Here is a 17,124-nt window from a genome sequence, read left to right on the forward strand (position 1 = left end):
ATCAGGGCGCGCGCAACTGGTTCGGAACCAGCGCCTGACGGCGGACCAGCATCAAGGCGATCAACACCGTCGGGGCGAGGATCGCGACCCCCAGCAGCGACACCTGCAGCTGCGACAGCGGGTTGATGCCGCCGCCGGGCGTCGCGAGCACGAAGCCGCCGATCACCAGCAGCACCCGGAGCGGCCATTCCAGGGCACCGGCGCCGCGGAGGTCGCCGACGAAGGCCTGATAGCCCTGGATGCCGCCGCAGATGAACAGCGTGCCGCAGGCCGCGAGCGCCATCAGGCCGAGGCCGGCGAGATAGGGGCTCGGTCCCTGCATCACCAGCGCCGGGTTCAGCACGAAGAAGAACGGGATGAAATAGATGATGCTGCCGACCCACATCGATTCCCATCCGGTCTTCATCGCGGGCGAGCCGGCGATGCCGGCCGCGGCGAAGGAGGCGATCGCCACCGGCGGCGTGATCGACGACAGCATGCCCCAATAGAAGATGAACATGTGCACCGCCATCCGGTTCAGCCCGAGCTTCTCCAGCGCGGGCGCAACCAGGATGGCGAGGAAGATGTAGCAGGCGGTGGTGGTCAGCCCGAGGCCGAGGATCAGGCTGGTGAAGGCGCACATCACGAGCAGCAGGAACGCGTTGTCGCCCGCAAGCGTCAACAGATCGTTGGCGAGGCTCGACACCACGCCGGTCATCGAGAACGCGCCGATCAGCAGACCGCAACCGGCGAGGATGCCGACCAGCTCGACGAAGGTGCGGCCATTGACCTCGAGGAATTTTGCGATCGTCCCGAGCGTCCAGCGGCTCTCCTTGGAGAAGATCTGGTTCAGCACCAGCAGCAGCGCGGTGGCGTAGAACGGCGCGTGGCTTTCGCGCTTGAAATACAGCAGCATCACGATCAGGAGCGCGATCACGAAGACGTAGTACCAGCCGTCCTTGATCGTATCCATCACGCGCGGCAGCTCGGCGCGCGGAATGCCCTTCAGCCCGTGGCGCGCGGCGTAGGAATCGACCTGCATGAACAGGCCGACATAGTAGAGCGCCGCAGGGATGATCGCGGCCACCGCGACCTCCGCGTAGCTGATATTGAGGAACTGCGCGATCACGAACGCGGTGGCGCCCATCACCGGCGGCGCCAGCACGGCGCCGGTGGAGGCGCAGGCCTCGATCGCGCCGGCATAGGAGGCGCGGAAGCCGCTCTTCTTCATGACCGGGATCGTCATCGTGCCGGCGGTCAGCACGTTGGAGACGATCGAGCCCGACATCATGCCGAGCAGGCCGGAGGCGAAGATGCAGACCTTGGCGGCGCCGCCGCGGAACGTGCCGCACAGCGCGAAGGCGAGGTTGATGAAGAATTTTCCGGCGCCGGTCATCATCAGCGCGGTGCCGAACACCAAAAAGCCGATTACGGTGTCGGCGAAGGCCTGGATCGGAATGCCGAGCAGGCTCTCGCCGGACAGCACGTGATAGGCCGTGGTCTGGTCGAGCGTCAGCTGCGAGCCGCGGAACGGGCCGAGCCAGCTGGCCTCGGCGAACAGTGGATAGACGGTGAAGGGCAGCACGCTGAGCAGGAGGCTCCAGCCGCCGGTCCGGCGCAGCGCCTCCATCAGCATCACCCACATCACCAGGCCGGCGATGATGACATTCCTCGGGGCGCCGTCGGACTCCCAGCCATATTGCGCCGCCTTGCGCACGTTCAGCATCAGCCAGATCGAGGCGGCGAAGGTCGCGACGGCAAGCGCGAGGTCATACCAGGGAATGCGGTTCAGCGGCGCGCGCTCCGATCCGGGGAAGATCAGGAACGTGAAGGGCAGCATCAGCGCGATCAAGAGATAGAAATATTCGGTGTTGAGCTGGGTGTAGTCGATGAAGAAGCGCAGCGAGAACTGCTGGTTGATGCAGAGCAGGATGGTTGCGGCGGTTGCGACCACCAGCGCCCAACGCCACACCCCGCGCAGGGTGCGCACGCGCGTGACCTCGGCCTCCTGCAGGTTGTCGAGACCAGCATGCGGATCTTCAAACTCGATTCTTTTCGCAGGCGCAGCCGCGGCGTTCTCGGGCATTACGCATCCCCCAATGTTGTCCGTTTTGCCCGTAGCCTAGAGCATGATCCGGAAAAGTGCGAAGCGGTTTTCCGGAAGCACCATGCTCAAACGGGCGCAAGCGCGATGACGACTAACGCGATCTCATCGCGCGTTGGCGGGTCTCACTCAAAGCCATTGGGCATATTGGCTTTCGCAAGCGCGGCAGCGCGCGCCTTCATCCAGCCATCGAGGAAGGCCTTGTCGTCCGACGGCGGGCTCGACTTGCCGTAATCCGTCCAGGCGGCGGCCAGCACCTCCTGGCGCTTGTAAAGCGTGTTGTTGTGCGCCTCCTGCTCGTCGCTCCAGTGGCCGGTTTCCTTGAGCGCCTTCACCGCGCCGGGATGCACGGGAACGACCCAGTTCTTGGTCTGCCGGTCGGCGCCGAGCCCGGCGGCGCCGGGCGCCGAATCCTTGTAGGCGTCGTAGTTGACGATCATCGCCTTGGTGATCGCGTAGATCTGGTCGACCGGCTGCGCCGCATAGGCGACGAAGATCGGGTAGGGGTAATTGCCGAGCTGGATCGGCTTGTCCGGCGAGATGCCGGCGCCGCAGGTTGCGGTTTGCGGGAAGAAGAACGAGCCGACCTTTTTCACCCGTGCCCAGCCTTCCTTGTCGTCGGCGGGCAGCGGCGGCCACATCAGGCCGCGCGGCGAGGTCTCGGCTTCCTTGGCGGGGCCGGTGATCGTGGTGCCGAAGGCGGCATCGGTGTCGTTGTTGATCAGGCCTTTCCACATCGCCCCATAGCTTGCGAACTCGACGATCTTGACGTCCTTCTGGGTGAGGCCGCCGAACGCGAGCATCGCGAGCGAATTCTGGTTCAGCGCCGGCGAGCCGACCACGAAGCCGACGCGCTTGCCGCGAAGGTCTTTCATTTCCTTGACGCCGGCATCGGCTGCCACGCCAAGCGCGCCGCAATTGCAGTCGACCGACGACAGCATGAGCTGCAGCGGCTGCGGGCCCCACTCCTTGGCGCCGAACTCGAACACGCCTTCCTGCGCGAAATAGGTCCCCGATCCCATCGCCGAGGAGACCGCGCGCTTGGCGCGCAGCGGCGCGAGCCGCGCGACGTCGTTGCCGGCCGGCAGCACGCGGACGTCGGTGCCGTATTTGTCCTTCATCATCTTGCCGACGCCGACCGCGATGTTGAAGCCGGCGGTGCCGGTGTCGTAGGCGGTCACCGCCATGGTCGGCGGCAGCTTGATGTCCTCGGCGGAGGCGGGCAGGGCAGCGAAGATCGAAATGCCGGCAAGAGCGGCAGGCGCGAGCGCCATCAGCCGATGGATCATAATTCCTCCCTTTGTTTCGCTGTGCGAAACTTTTCCGGGCGGGATGATTGCATCGTGATCCGGCGATGGCAACGCTACCTCCGGCGCAAGCCGGCGATTTCGGCCGCTGCATCACCGGACAGATTGTCGCGGCCGGATGGCAGGGGTGGGATCTCAGGTCTCGACGATCGCGACCGCCTGGCCTTCGGCGATGACATCGTCGATCTTGACCAGAATCGACTTGATTTTGCCTGCTGTCGTCGACGTGACCGGTATTTCCATCTTCATCGCTTCGACGAACGCAATCTCGTCGCCATTGCCGATGCTGCTGCCGGTCTCGACAGGAAGCGCGCAAACGCGCCCGGCAACTTCGGTCACAACCTTGATCTCTGGCATTCCACTCTCCGATACCGTCTTGCGGAAATTTCATCCGGCGAACGGCTTTTTGTTGTGGCGGCAGATTGCCTGAGGTAGCTTCTTCTGCAAGTGGAATTTTATTCCGCAGGACGGAATGGAGCCAAACAGATGGGAAGGCGCTCGGAACGGCTTAGCAGGCAGGGAATGCTCGCCAGCGAGACAGGCGATGGCGATGTCATCCAGGTGGTGTCGCGCGCCTTCGATGTGTTGCGGTGCTTCGAGGGGCACGAGGCCCGGCTCGGCAATCTCGAGATCTCGAACCGCTGCGGCCTGCCGCGTTCGACGGTGTCGCGACTGACACACACGCTGACGCGGATGGGACAGCTCGTCTATCTGCCGCGCGACCAGAAATATCGCATCGGCCCGAGCGCGGTCGCGATGAGCACCACGATGATGAAGGGGCTGCAGTTGCGCAATCTGATCCGGCTGCGCCTGCAGGATGTCGCCGATCAGTTGCCCGGCACGGTGGGCTTCGTCATCCCCGACCGCTTTCATCTGGTCTATCTGGAGTTCGCCCGCGCGGCGAACGCGCTGGGCCTGCATGAGGCCACCGGCAGCCGGATTTCGATGGCGACCACCGCGGCCGGCCACGCCTACACGGCCGCGCTCGATCCCGCGGTCGGCGACGCGCTGATCGCCGAGATGGAAGGCGAATTGCCCGACAGCGCCAAGATGCTGACGCCGCGCATCGAGGCCAACCGCCGGCATTTGCAGGAGCACGGCTACGTCGTCGCCTGCGGCCTGTGGAGCCCGCACATCAACGGCGTCGCGGTGCCGCTGTGGTCGCCGCAGTATCAGACCTATGTGGTCACCACGATCGGCCTACTCTCGGCGATGTATGACGAGGCGCGGCTGCATCGCGAGGTCGCGCCGCAAATGGTCGAGCTCGCGGCCGCGCTCGGCAGCCTGCTCGAAGGCGCCGACGGCGACATCTTCAGCAATCGGATCGAGCGCAAGTCGCTTCCGGTGACCGCCCATAACAACAACAAAATCCTCAAGACGGGAGCAGTGAATGAACTGGAAGCCGGAACTCGACGACCTCGCCCGCCGCGAAGCGTTCGCGCGGGAGATGGGAGGCGTTGACAAGGTCAAGCGGCAACGCGACCAGGGCCGGCTCACGGTTCGTGAGCGCATCGACAAGCTCGTCGACCAGAGCAGCTTTCACGAGGTCGGTGCCATCTCCGGCATCGCCGAATATGACGAGAGCAACGAGCTCAAGCACCTGACGCCGGCGAACTGCGTGTTCGGCCGCGCCAGGGTCGACGGCCGCACCGTCGTCGTGGTCGGCGACGACTTCACCGTGCGCGGCGGCTCGGCGGATGCATCGATTTCCGCCAAGCCGTTGATGGCGGAGGAGATGGCGCACGACTTTCGCCTGCCGATCGTTCGCGTGATCGAGGGCTCCGGCGGCGGCGGCTCGGTGAAGACGATCGAGACCAGGGGCGCCGCCAATCTGCCCGGCGGCGTCGGCGGCACGCGCTGGTACTGGTACACGACCGCCAATTTGGCCCGCGTGCCGGTGGTCGGTCTCGGGCTCGGCTCCGTCGCGGGCCTCGGTGCCGCGCGGCTTGCCGCCACGCACTACTCGGTCATGACCAAGAGCTCCGCGATGTTCGTCGCCGGCCCGCCGGTGGTGAAGCGCCTCGGTCAGGATCTGACCAAGCAAGAGCTCGGCGGCGCCGACATCCAGACCCGCGCCGGCGCGATCGATCAGGCCGTCGAGACCGAAGAGGAGGCGTTCGACTATGCGCGGCGTTTCCTGTCCTATCTGCCGTCGTCGGTCTACGACCTGCCGCCGACCATTCCCTGCACCGACGATCCGGAACGTGCAGAGGAATCGCTGCTCACCGCCGTGCCGCGCAACCGCCGGCAGGTCTACAAGATGCGGCCGATCATCGATGCCGTCGTGGACAAGGGCTCGTTCTTTGAGGTCGGCACCAATTTCGGCCGCCCGATCATCACCGGATTGGCACGGATCGAGGGCAGGGCGGTGCTGCTGCTCGCCAGCGATCCGTTCCACTATGGCGGCTCGTGGACCGCGGACGCCTGCCAGAAGGTAGTGCGCTGGGTCGACTTCGCCGAGACCTTCCATCTGCCGGTGGTCTATCTGATGGACTGCCCGGGCTTCATGATCGGGCTCGAGGCGGAGAAGACGGCGACCATCCGCCACGGCGTGCGGGCGATGGCGGCGGTCAACCAGAGCACGGTGCCGTGGTGCACCATCATCATCCGCAACGCCTTCGGCGTCGCCGGCGTGGTGCATCAGCCGGCCAACCGCTTCTCGATGCGCTATGCGTGGCCGTCGGCCTATTGGGGCTCGCTGCCGCTCGAAGGCGGTATCGAGGCGGCCTATCGCGCCGAGATCGATGCGGCCGCCGATCCCGCCGCCAAACTGCGCGAGATCGAGGATCGCCTCAACAAGCTGCGCTCGCCATTCCGCTCGGCCGAGAAGTTCTGGGTCGAGGAGGTGATCGATCCGCGCAAGACGCGCTCGCTGCTCTGCGAGTTCGCGCGCCTCGCCGAACCGATCCGCAAGGCTGGTCCGCCGAGCAACATGTCGACGCGGCCGTAAGGGCCCTCAGACTCAACGCGTCATGCGCGGGCTTGACCCGCGCATCCATCGAATGAGTCATCCGAAGCGGGATGGATTGCCGGGTCAAGCCCGGCAATGACGGCCTTATTTACTCCGCCTCCCGATGCACGTCGTGGATCACGATGCCCATGCCGTTCTCGGGCATCTTGATCCATTCGCGCCGCTTCAGCGAGCGCTTGGTGTCCTCGTGCCCGCTCACCCAGTGCTCGCGCATCGAGGTGCCGGAAAATTCGTGGTCCTTGGCGTCGCCCTCATAGGCCTTCTGCTGATAGATCAGCTGCAACAGCGTGATGCCCGGCAACCGGGCGTTTGCCTTCTTGAGCTGGCGCTCCCCGTCCGAGAGCTGATCGTCGGGGATTTTTCCCAGCGCATTGTGCAGGGCGGTGCGCAGATTGTAGGTCTTGCGATAGACGTCGGTGTTGTAGCGGGTACGCGACGAATACATGATGTCCTTGTGCCGGGCCATCACGTCCTGGATGTCCCGCGGCAGCGCGCCGCGCGCCGAGAACAGGTCGACCTGGAACACCAGCGAATTCATGTTGTCTTCCTGGTCGAGCAGATGCTGCAGCGGCGTGTTGGACACGATGCCGCCGTCCCAGAAATGATCGGTGCCGACCTTCACCATCGGCAGCGCCGGCGGCAGCGCGCCGCTCGCCATGATGTGCTCGGGAATGATCTCGTCATGGGCATTGTCGAAATAGATGAAGTTGCCGGACAGCACGTTCACTGCGCCGACCGCGAAGCGTGTCTTCTTGGAATTGATGCGGTCGAAATCAACCAGCTCGAGCAAGGACTCGCGCAGCGGCGTGGTGTCGTAGTAGCTGGTGGCGGTGCGCGCGCCGGCCGGGCTGAACCACGGATTGGCCTGGTGCGGGGTGAAGAAGCCGGGTTGTCCGAGCGTGGTCGTCAGCCATGAGCTGGTGAAATTGCGCGCCTTGCGGAAGACGTCGCCGTCCGGGGTGTAGTGCCAGATCTTGCGGCTGGTGATGCGATCCCAGAATGTGTGCAGCCGCTCCAGCCGCTTTTCGGGCGGATTGCCGGCGATGATCGCCGAGTTGATCGCGCCGATCGAGACGCCGCAGACCCAGTCGGGCTCGATGTTGGATTCATGCAGCGCCTGATAGACGCCAGCCTGATAGGCGCCGAGTGCGCCGCCGCCCTGCAGGACCAGGGCCACGCGATCGCAGCCTTCCGGACGCCAGCCCGGCGTCGCGTGATCGATGTTGTCGAAATGCGGGGTTCGCGCGTCCATATCAGACACTCCAAAAATTCGCGGCGAGAATTCAGCGCGCCGATGACGCCGTGATGACAATTGCGGCGCCCGCGCACGGCGCATCCGGCATGCCCGCCTGCATGGTTAGCATTGGGCTCCACCACGAAACGCAGGTCATGCGCCTGACGGAAATTCCTCACATCGCTGTCAATCTCGGCCGCTAGCTTTCGGGCAAACTTTTCAAACAGGGGGTTATTGCGATGCGCAGGGAATATCTGCTCAAGCTTCCGTCGATGCCGGCCGCCGGCCCGAGCTATCCCGCCGGTCCGTATCGCTTCATCGATCGCGAATTCCTCGTCATGACCTATGAGACCGATCCGGAGTTGATCCGCGCCGGCCTGCCCGAGCCGCTGGAGCCGATCGAGCAGGCGTTCGTGCATTACGAATGGATCAAGATGCCCGACAGCTCCGGCTTCGGCAGCTACACCGAGTCCGGCCTCGTGATCCCTGCGCGCCTGCATGGCGAAGAGGTCAACTTCGTCTGCCAGATGTACCTCGACGACGATCCGCCGATCGCGGCCGGCCGCGAGATCTGGGGCTTTCCAAAGAAGTACGCTCATCCCAAGCTCGAGATCGTCAAGGACACGCTGACCGGCACGCTGGAATATGCCGGCCAGCTCGTTGCGATGGGCACGATGGGCTACAAGCACGAGAGCATGGCGGGCAATGGCGACGTCACCCGCGCCACGCTGTCGAAGACGCAAGTTAATCTGAAGATGATCCCCGGCGTCGACGGGCATCTCGAGGTCTGCCAGCTGGTCGCGATCAACCTGACCGACATCGTCGTCAAGGGCTCCTGGATCGGACCGGGCCGGCTGCATTTGGTGCCGCATGTCAATGCACCGGTCGCCGATTTCCCGGTCAAGCGTGTCGTCGGCGCGCACCACTTCCTCGCCGATCTGACGCTGCCGTTCGGCCGCGTCGTGCATGACTACAACAAGGAGGCCGCGGAGGCGGCGGCGCCGACCGGTCTTGCGGCGGAGTAGGGCGGTCGCTGACATAAAACTGTAACAGGCGCGTCCTCCTATGTTCCGTCGAAGGGACGCGCTTGCTCAGCGTTGCGCGTGGGCGAGGCCTTGAACATGTCATTTCGCGCGGTTGCGTTATCGATTGCCTTGGGGGCGGGCCATGCTGGCTGATCCACCTCCCGCTCCGGTCGGGTCGCTGCTGACCCGCGAGGCGGTCCCCGGTCTGGTCTGGGCGTTCCGCCTGTATCACGACGGCCGTGCCGAGGCGCTTCCGATCGATGCGCCGATCGAGCCGAGCCATGACGGAAGGCTGTGGCTGCACTTCAACCTGACCGACGTCCGCACCCGGGCATGGCTCGCCAACATGCACATCCCGCAGCTGGCGCGGGACCTCTTGCTGTCGAATGACAATTTCCAGCAGATCCACGTCGTCGACAATTGCGTCTACGGCGTGTTTTCCGATCTGGTGCGGGATATCGACGCCGCGACCCGGGAGACCGGCTTTCTCCGCTTTGCGATGACCGAACGCCTCCTGGTCAGCGGCCGCCATCAGGCGCTGTGCTCCGCCGATGCGACGCGCCGCGTGCTCGAGGGTGGCCATCGCGTCGGCAGCGTCGCGGCGCTGCTGGAGAAGATCGTCGACGAGATCGCCGATACCATGGACCGCATGGCGGACAAGATCGGCACCGATATCGATGCGATCGAGGAGCGGGTGCTCGCCGAGGATACCGGATCGGAGCTGCGCAAGAATCTGAGCCGGATGCGCCGCACCTGTGTGCGACTGCATCGCCAGCTCGCCGGCCTGCGCGTGCTGTTTCACCGGCTCGAGCAGAAGAACACCGACAATCTCAGCCCGGCGCTGCGGCTGCAGGCCGGCAAGCTCGCGCAGCGGCTCGACGGTCTCGACCACGATATCGTCGAACTCCACGAGCGCAGCCGCCTGCTCGAGGAGGAGCTGCGCTTCAAGCTCGAGGAGGAGAGCAACAAGCACCTCCATGCCTTGTCCGTCGTCACCATGATGCTGCTGCCGCCGACGCTCGTCACCGGCATCTTCGGCATGAACACCAAGGGATTGCCGTTGACCGACGTCGACAGCGGGTTCCTGGTTGCGGCCGGCCTTCTGATCGGGTCGGCGCTGCTGGCTTATCTGCTGATGCGGCGGCTCGGCATCGTCAAATAGCGCGAGTGCACCGCGGCATTCCCGATGTGCAGAGTTCTTTCCCGCGCGATGTTGGTGGCCGCGGCCCTCGCGCTCGGCTCGCCGGCGCATGCGGAAGACAAGCCCGTCGCCGACCGGATTGCGGATACGCGGGCTGCGCTCGAGGAGGCCGGCTACCAGTTCAGCCTGACCTATATCGGGGAGGGTTTTGCTAACGTCTCCGGCGGCGTCAGCAACGGCGCGGCCTATACCGGCCGTCTCGATCTCGGCACCACCATCGACCTCGAGAAGGCGATGGGCTGGACCGGCGCGACCTTCCACGCCAACATGTACCAGATTCACGGCGACGGGCTTTCGCGGAGCTATGTCGGCAACCTGTTCCTGGTGTCCGGTGTCGAGTCGCTGCCGGCGACGCGGCTCTATGAATTCTGGATCGAGCAGAAGCTGCTCGGCGGCAAACTCTCGGTTCGCGTCGGCCAGCAGGGCTCGGACGTCGAGTTCATTGACAGCCAGTACGACGACATCTTCATCAATTCGGCGCTGGGCTGGCCCGGCATTGTCGGCACCATCCTGCCGGCCGGCGGACCGTCGCCGCCACTTGCGGTGCCCGGCATCCGGTTCAAGGCCAATCTGTCCGACCGCATCACCGCCTATCTGGCACTGTTCGACGGCTCGGCTTCGCCGCCGCAGGGGGTCGACGATCCACAGATCTTGAACGCCCACGGGCTGAATTTCCGGGTCAACGATCCGCCATGGTGGATCGGCCAGCTCAAATACAAGTTCGAGATCGGCGAGAGCAGGCTGCCGGCGACCATCACCGGCGGCGCCTGGTATCACATGGGCTCGTTTGCTGACCAGCGCTTCTCGGCCGACGGGCTGTCGCTCGCTGATCCCGACAGCTCCGGCGACACGCGATGGCTGCGGCGGGACAACGGCATCTTCATGGTCTACGAGCAGCTGCTTGCGCGCGCCAGGCCGGACGCTGACAAGGGCGTGGCGTTCTTCATGCGCGCCTCGGTCAGCCCATCGGACCGCAATCTGATCAGCACCTATGTCGACGGCGGCTTCCTGTTCACCGGCTTCAGCGAGACATATCCGGACGATCGGTTCGGCATCGCCGCGATCTATGCCAGGATTTCGGACGCCGCGCGTGCGCTCGACCGCGACACCCAGATCTTCACGGGCACGCCGTATCCGATCCGCGACTACGAGGCGATTCTCGAGATCACCTACCAGCACGTGGTGAACCCGAATTTCACCATGCAGCCGATGTTTCAATACATCGCCCATCCCGGCGGCGGCGCCGTCGATCCCAACGATCCGACGCAAAAGCATCGGATCAAGGACAGCGTGGTGTTCGGGATGCGCACCATTCTGTCGTACTGACCGGCGCACGTCGCGCGGGAAGCGGCCTCAGGCCGCGACCGGCTTCGGCTCCGCCACCGATTTCGGCTGCGGCCGCGCGATCGCCAGAGCGATCAGCGCGGCAAAGATGCACAGCGCGCCGGCAATGAAGAACGCCGGCAGGTAGCTCTGATAGATCGTGCGCGACAGTCCGGCGCCGAACGCGGCGGCGCCAGCGCCGAGCTGATGGCCGGCGAAGATCCAGCCGAACACCAGGTTGGCACGCTCGGCGCCGAAGCGCTGCGCGGTGAGGCGCACGGTCGGCGGCACCGTCGCGATCCAGTCGAGGCCATAGAACATCGCGAACAGCGACAGCCCGTAGAACGTGAAGTCGGAGAACGGCAGGAACAGCAGCGACAGGCCGCGCAGGCCGTAATACCAGAACAGCAGATAGCGGTTGTCGTAGCGGTCCGACAGCCAGCCCGAGACGATGGTGCCGAAGAAATCGAAGATCCCCATCGCGGCGAGCAGGCTTGCCGCCTGCACCTGCGGGATACCGTAGTCGAGGCACATCGGGATCAGGTGAACCTGGACCAGGCCGTTCGTGGAAGCGCCGCAGACGAAGAAGGTCGCGAACAGGATCCAGAACACCGAGGATTTCGCGGAATCGCGCAGCGTGCCGAGCGCGGCGGCCACGATCGGCGCATTGGCCGGCGGCGGCGCGGGAAGCGGCGCGGTGCCCTCGTCGCCGAACGGACGCAGGCCGACGTCGCTCGGCCGGTCGCGCATCACCATCAGCACGGCAAAGGCGGCGACGCCGAGCATGACGCAGACCAGCCCAAGCGCGACGCGCCAGCCGTAGCGCTCGGTCAGTGTCGCGAGGAGGGGCAGGAAGGCGAGCTGTCCCGTCGCGACGCTTGCGGTGAGGATCCCGACCACGAGGCCGCGCCGCGCCACGAACCAGCGCGCAGCGATGGTCGCGCCGAGAACCAGCGCGGTCATCCCGGTGCCAATTCCGATCACGACACCCCACAGCAGGATGAGCTGCCAGACCTGGGTCATGGCGAGCGAGGCCAATAGACCGGAGACCACGATCAGCTGCGCCGCCAGCGTCACGTTGCGCAGGCCGTAGCGGTTCATCAGCGCGGCGGCGAACGGCGCCATCAGCCCGAACAGGATGAAGCGGATTGACAGCGCGGAGGAAATCTCGGCGGTGGACCAGCCGAACTCCTTCTGCAGGGGCACGATGAACACGCCGGGCGCACCGACGGTGCCGGCGGAGATCAGGGCGGCAAGGAAAGTCACGGCCACCATCACCCAGCCGTAGTGGATGTTGCGGCGGGCGAGGGCGGAAGCAAGCCAGTTCGAGATCATTGTGTTCCGGATCGATTGCGGTGAAAGCTTTGCGTGATGCGCAATATAGCACAGGGGAGCCATGGCTAAAATGCCATAGTTCCCTCGTTTTCGGACTCAGGCGCCAGGCCGTCGTACTGCCTCACGGACGCCTTTCATAACTAACTGTCATTGCGAGGAGCGAAGCGACGAAGCAATCCATCGTTCGGTTTGTGAAAAGAGATGGATTGCTTCGCTTCGCTCGCAATGACGGCATACCGGATCAGTGCGCGACCCGCTCGACGGCGATCGCGGTGGCTTCGCCGCCGCCGATGCACAGCGCGGCAACGCCGCGCTTCAGGTTCTGCGCCTCCAGCGCGTGCAGCAGCGTCACGATCAGCCGCGCGCCGGTGGCGCCGATCGGATGGCCGAGCGCGCAGGCGCCGCCGTTGATGTTCAGCCTGTCCCTGGGAATGCCGAGATCGCGCTGCGCCGCCATCGCGACCACCGCAAACGCCTCGTTGATCTCGAACAGGTCGACATCGCCGACGCTCCAGCCGACCTTGTCGAGCAGTTTTCTGATCGCCGGGATCGGCGCTGTCGTGAACCACTGTGGCTCCTGGCTGTGGGTGGCGTGGCCCTTGATCTCGGCCAGCACAGGCAGTCCATCGCGATCGGCGAGCGAGCGGCGGCTGAGGATCAGCGCTGCGGCGCCGTCGGCATTGGCGGAGGAGGCGGCCGGCGTGATGGTGCCGCCCGCGCGGAACGCCGGCTTCAGGCCGGGGATTTTTGCCGGATCGACCTTCAGCGGGGGCTCGTCATTGGCAACGATGCGCGGGCCGGCCTTCTCGGCGAGCGTGATCGGCGCGATCTCGGCCTTGAAGGCGCCGCCCTCGACCGCCTTGCGGGCACGGCTCAGCGTCTCCATCGCGAACGCGTCCTGGTCGGCGCGGGTGAACTGATAGGCCTCCGCGGTCGCCTCGCCGAAATCGCCCATCGAGCGGCCGGTCTCATAGGCGTCCTCGAGCCCGTCCATCATCATGTGATCGATGATGCGGTCGTGGCCGGCGCGATACCCGCCGCGCGCCTTCTGCAACAGATACGGCGCATTGCTCATGCTCTCCATGCCGCCGGACAGCACGATCTCGGCCGAGCCGGCCTTGATGATGTCGTGGGCCAGCATGGTCGCCTTCATGCCGGAACCGCAGACCTTGTTGACGGTGGTGGCGCCGGTGGCATCCGGCAGTCCGGCGCCGCGCGCGGCCTGGCGGGCAGGGGCCTGGCCTTGGCCGGCGGGCAGCACGTTGCCCATGAACACCTCGTCGATGCGCTCGGGCGCAAGTTTTGCGCGTTCGAGCGCAGCCCCGATTACATGCGAGCCGAGCTTGTGCGCCGGCAGCGGCGCGAGCTCGCCCATGAAGCGGCCGAGCGGAGTGCGGGCGGCGGAGAGAATGACGACGGGATCGGTGCTGGTTGCCATGGCAGGAGTCCCTTCAATGCCGGGGATTTGATTGAATTATTGTCATCATATGATGCAATGCAAAAAATGCAACTGCGGCTCTCATGACAAAATGTCGTGTTCGCATGAGTTGGGGATGGGATCGTTCCGCCATCACCAATGTCGTCCTGGCGAAAGCCAGGACCAATAACCACCGACTTGTGTTATTGGAGGGTAGCGGCCCCAGCATAGCGAGGCAATTCGCATTCGGGGTAATGGGTCCTGGCCTTCGCTAGGACGACGAGGATGGTCCTCGATTCATGATGATGCCGGGGAGAATGAGAGCGCACGGTTGCTTCCCAGGCGTCGTCTCTGCGAAAGCCAGGACCCATACTCCGCAGCGGATATTGTGAATGGGACTCGTTGTTCGGGCGTCGCTCAACAATGACGGCCTGCGGTTATGGGTCCCTGCTCCCGTGCGCAATTGCGCACTAGGCAGGGACGACACCGAATAGGTGTCCGCATCTCGACCGTTCGTGACGATCGCGATTCGTCCCTCGATCGGGTGAGACAGACAAACCATACACTCGCTTGGTCGTCGCTTGCGCCGTCGGGCAAATCAGTGATTGAGAATTTTCGCTGGGCGGCGGCGCATCCGAGCTTGTCTGCGACCTGACCTAATCCGACCGCCAGGCGCCGAGCAGAAATCGTCGCTTCGGCGCGGAGCCCGCTTGTTTCTGCACGTCCGGCAGGTCGACGGCATGGCGCTGCATCAGGAGGCGGATTGCGATCGCGATGATTACAAAGGGCGCCAGGTAGATCGCGAAAACTTCGAAGGCGTTCATGTCGTCCTCCGCGGCTTCGGAACAGACATGCTAGTACGATCATCGCGCGCGCGGGCGGCTAAAACTGTACCGGCGCCGCTGAGTTGGCGTTAACCGAATTCCCGGACGCCGATCAATTCAAGGTTGCGGAATACGGGTCTGTTTACCGATCCGGCGCTAGGGCTGGCGGATTGTGCAATGGAAAGTCCCACCGCAATGTCCGTGATCGCCGTCGAGCAGCCGTCCGCCCGCATTCCGCTCTCCGTCAAGATCGGCTTCAGCGCCTTCATGGCTGTCCTGGTGCCGGTGTACACCTACTGCTACGGGCCGACCAACTTTCTGTATTTCTGCGATGTCTGCCTGATCCTCACCTTGATCGGGGTCTGGACCGAGAGCGCGCTGTTGATTTCGATGTGCGCCGTCGGACTCCTTGTGCCGCAAACATTTTGGGTGATCGACTTTCTCGCCCATGTCGCCGGCTGCTCGCTCACCGGAATGACCGACTACATGTTCGACCAGAACCTGTCGCTGTTCCTGCGGTTCCTGTCGGGCTTCCACGGCTGGCTGCCGTTCCTGCTGCTGTTCCTGGTCTGGCGGCTCGGCTATGACCAGCGCGCGCTGATCGCCTGGGGCGTGCTGGCATGGGCGCTGCTGCTGATCTGCTACTTTGTGATGCCGGGACCGCGGCCGGACCCGGGCATGACCCCGGTCAACATCAACTACGTCTTCGGCACCAGCGACAGGGCGGCGCAAGGCTTCGTGCCGCCGCTGGTGTGGCTGGCCGGCCTGATGATCGGCCTGCCACTGCTCGCCTTCATACCCACCCATTTCATGCTGCGGCGCGCCGCGCCGCCGATGTAGGGCCTGCGATTCGCGAGGCTACGCCATCACGTCGCTGCGGATACCATCGTGCATGGCCGCATGCGGCGGCCTCGATTGACACCAATCGACTCGGCGCTACGCTGACGGAACAGAGCGTTCTCCCAAGCGACTCGAGACGAATTCAAAGCGCCGCAAGCACGACCAAGAAGCAAGACCCAGAAGAACAAGGAAAAAGGGCAGGACACGCCGTGACACGCGTCATCGCGTCTTGAGCGGGACCACGCGGACCTCCGCGCTCGCGCCATTTCGCATCCGCAGCTATCGCTTTCAATGGCCGTCCGATCTGCTCACCTCCTGGGCGTTCGAGGTCGAGACGCTGGTGCTCGGCTGGTACATCATGGTCGAGACCGGCTCGGTGCTGCTGCTCACCGTGCTGGCGTCGCTGCAATATGTCGGCACGCTGGTCGCGCCGGTCGTCGGCATGATCGGCGACCGCATGGGGCACCGCGATCTCCTCGCCGTGATGCGCTTTGCCTATACGGCGCTCGCCGGCACCATCATGACGCTGGCGCTGACCGGGCATCTCGCCCCGCTGAACGTCATGATCATCGTCGCGATCATGGGCGTGATCCGCCCGTCGGATCTCGGCGTGCGCGGCGCGCTGCTCGCCGACATCATGCCGCCGGAGCAGCTGGTCGGCGCCATCAGCCTGGCGCGCACCACGCAGGACTCCGCGCGCATCGCAGGAGCCCTGACCGGGGCCGGATTGTTCGCGGCGCTCGGCATCGGCTATGTCTATGTCGGGATCGCCGGCTTCTATTTCGTCGCCGCCATCCTGATGCTCTGCATGAGCCGCCCCAAGTCGCATGGCACGACCGATCTCGCCTCCGGCGACGCGCCGGGTTCAAAGCTGCTGCGCGACCTCAAGGAGGGCATCGTCTATGCCTGGAGCGGTCCGGGCATGCGCGCCGCGCTCTGCGTCGCGTTCCTCGCCAACCTCACGGCGTTCCCGCTCACCAACGGCCTGTTGCCCTATGTCGCGCGCGACATCTTCCATACCGACCAGACCGGGCTCGGCTATCTCTCGGCAAGCTTTGCGGTGGGTTCGCTGATCGGCTCGATCACGCTCAGCATGGCCGGCGGGGTACGCATCGCGCGGCTCCTGATCGGCGCGACGCTCGCCTGGTACGCCATGCTGCTGGTGTTCGTCGAGCTCCGGACCATGCCGGTCGCGATGGCCTGCCTGCTGCTCGCCGGCATCGCGCAGAGCATGTCGATGATCTCGGCCGCCGTGATGCTGATGCGCAACGCCAGCGCGCATCTGCGCGGCCGCGTCATGGGCGTGCGCATGATGGTGATCTACGGCCTGCCGCTCGGGCTGCTCGCCGCCGGCAGCCTGATCGACCTGATCGGCTACACCGCGACCGGCACGCTGCTCGCCGCCGCCGGCTTCATCGCCATGCTGGCAATCGCGCTGCACTGGCGCGCCGATCTCTGGCCGACCCACGCCCCGGCCAACGCCCGGTGAGGGGCGCGGCGCGATGCCGCGCCGCGGTCGCCGATGCGCCAAAAGGACGCGACAGCGCGGGCAAGCTGTCGTAGA

The 17,124-nt window shown here is 65.0% G+C and carries 14 protein-coding genes; 7 read left to right on the plus strand and 7 right to left on the minus strand.

Translation table 11 applies throughout. The features are described 5' to 3' along the window. Position 1: 1 nt before the first annotated feature. The 3 genes from ACVI1L_RS31365 to ACVI1L_RS31375 all read right to left on the minus strand — a co-directional run bounded on the left by ACVI1L_RS31365 (position 2) and on the right by ACVI1L_RS31375 (position 3,747). On the minus strand, positions 2–2,065 hold the full coding sequence (locus ACVI1L_RS31365) for a TRAP transporter permease (protein ID WP_057019745.1): 2,064 nt from the start codon (positions 2,063–2,065) through the stop codon (positions 2–4). A 143-nt stretch (positions 2,066–2,208) separates the two neighbouring features. Next, positions 2,209–3,372: a TAXI family TRAP transporter solute-binding subunit gene (locus tag ACVI1L_RS31370; RefSeq protein WP_057019746.1), complete on the minus strand. Its 1,164-nt coding sequence runs from the start codon at positions 3,370–3,372 to the stop codon at positions 2,209–2,211. 153 nt (positions 3,373–3,525) lie between these two features. Beyond that, a complete protein-coding gene (locus ACVI1L_RS31375; protein ID WP_076826552.1) occupies positions 3,526–3,747 on the minus strand; it encodes an acetyl-CoA carboxylase biotin carboxyl carrier protein subunit in 222 nt (73 codons plus the stop codon). A gap of 129 nt (positions 3,748–3,876) precedes the next feature. On the opposite strand from ACVI1L_RS31375, the gene ACVI1L_RS31380 reads away from it, so the two are divergent. Next, a complete protein-coding gene (locus ACVI1L_RS31380) occupies positions 3,877–4,851 on the plus strand; it encodes an IclR family transcriptional regulator (protein WP_057019748.1) in 975 nt (324 codons plus the stop codon). Further along, positions 4,781–6,340 carry an acyl-CoA carboxylase subunit beta gene (locus ACVI1L_RS31385; protein ID WP_057019749.1) on the plus strand — a complete coding sequence of 520 codons (1,560 nt, stop codon included), beginning with the start codon at positions 4,781–4,783 and terminating at the stop codon, positions 6,338–6,340. Before ACVI1L_RS31380 ends, ACVI1L_RS31385 begins: the two co-directional genes overlap by 71 nt. Positions 6,341–6,449: 109 nt before the next feature. Here ACVI1L_RS31385 and ACVI1L_RS31390 read toward each other — a convergent pair whose 3' ends face one another. Then, positions 6,450–7,613 carry a patatin-like phospholipase family protein gene (locus ACVI1L_RS31390; protein WP_456784658.1) on the minus strand — a complete coding sequence of 388 codons (1,164 nt, stop codon included), beginning with the start codon at positions 7,611–7,613 and terminating at the stop codon, positions 6,450–6,452. A gap of 221 nt (positions 7,614–7,834) precedes the next feature. Between ACVI1L_RS31390 and ACVI1L_RS31395 the strand changes: the two genes are divergently transcribed. The 3 genes from ACVI1L_RS31395 to ACVI1L_RS31405 all read left to right on the plus strand — a co-directional run bounded on the left by ACVI1L_RS31395 (position 7,835) and on the right by ACVI1L_RS31405 (position 11,147). Further along, entirely contained in the window at positions 7,835–8,620 is a 786-nt protein-coding gene (locus tag ACVI1L_RS31395; RefSeq protein WP_456784659.1) for an acetoacetate decarboxylase, read from the plus strand. A 142-nt stretch (positions 8,621–8,762) separates the two neighbouring features. Then, positions 8,763–9,782, plus strand: a complete 1,020-nt coding sequence (locus tag ACVI1L_RS31400; protein ID WP_456784660.1) for a transporter — start codon at positions 8,763–8,765, stop codon at positions 9,780–9,782. 48 nt (positions 9,783–9,830) lie between these two features. Continuing rightward, the gene (locus ACVI1L_RS31405) at positions 9,831–11,147 is read left to right on the plus strand and encodes a carbohydrate porin (protein ID WP_456785635.1); all 1,317 of its coding nucleotides are present in this window, start codon (positions 9,831–9,833) and stop codon (positions 11,145–11,147) included. Between the two features lie 27 nt (positions 11,148–11,174). On the opposite strand, the gene ACVI1L_RS31410 is transcribed toward ACVI1L_RS31405, so the two are convergent. From ACVI1L_RS31410 to ACVI1L_RS31420, 3 genes are all read right to left on the minus strand, one after another. Beyond that, a complete protein-coding gene (locus ACVI1L_RS31410) occupies positions 11,175–12,479 on the minus strand; it encodes an MFS transporter (RefSeq protein WP_168855690.1) in 1,305 nt (434 codons plus the stop codon). 241 nt (positions 12,480–12,720) lie between these two features. Beyond that, positions 12,721–13,917 carry an acetyl-CoA C-acyltransferase gene (locus ACVI1L_RS31415; RefSeq protein ID WP_456784661.1) on the minus strand — a complete coding sequence of 399 codons (1,197 nt, stop codon included), beginning with the start codon at positions 13,915–13,917 and terminating at the stop codon, positions 12,721–12,723. 635 nt (positions 13,918–14,552) lie between these two features. Continuing rightward, a complete protein-coding gene (locus ACVI1L_RS31420; protein WP_168855689.1) occupies positions 14,553–14,720 on the minus strand; it encodes a hypothetical protein in 168 nt (55 codons plus the stop codon). Between the two features lie 177 nt (positions 14,721–14,897). On the opposite strand from ACVI1L_RS31420, the gene ACVI1L_RS31425 reads away from it, so the two are divergent. Then, positions 14,898–15,560: a hypothetical protein gene (locus ACVI1L_RS31425; protein ID WP_233475336.1), complete on the plus strand. Its 663-nt coding sequence runs from the start codon at positions 14,898–14,900 to the stop codon at positions 15,558–15,560. Between the two features lie 229 nt (positions 15,561–15,789). Then, complete coding sequence (locus tag ACVI1L_RS31430; protein WP_057019756.1) at positions 15,790–17,049, plus strand: MFS transporter; 1,260 nt, start codon at positions 15,790–15,792, stop codon at positions 17,047–17,049. Positions 17,050–17,124 lie beyond the last annotated feature (75 nt).

This window comes from Bradyrhizobium sp. USDA 4516 (assembly GCF_054055915.1).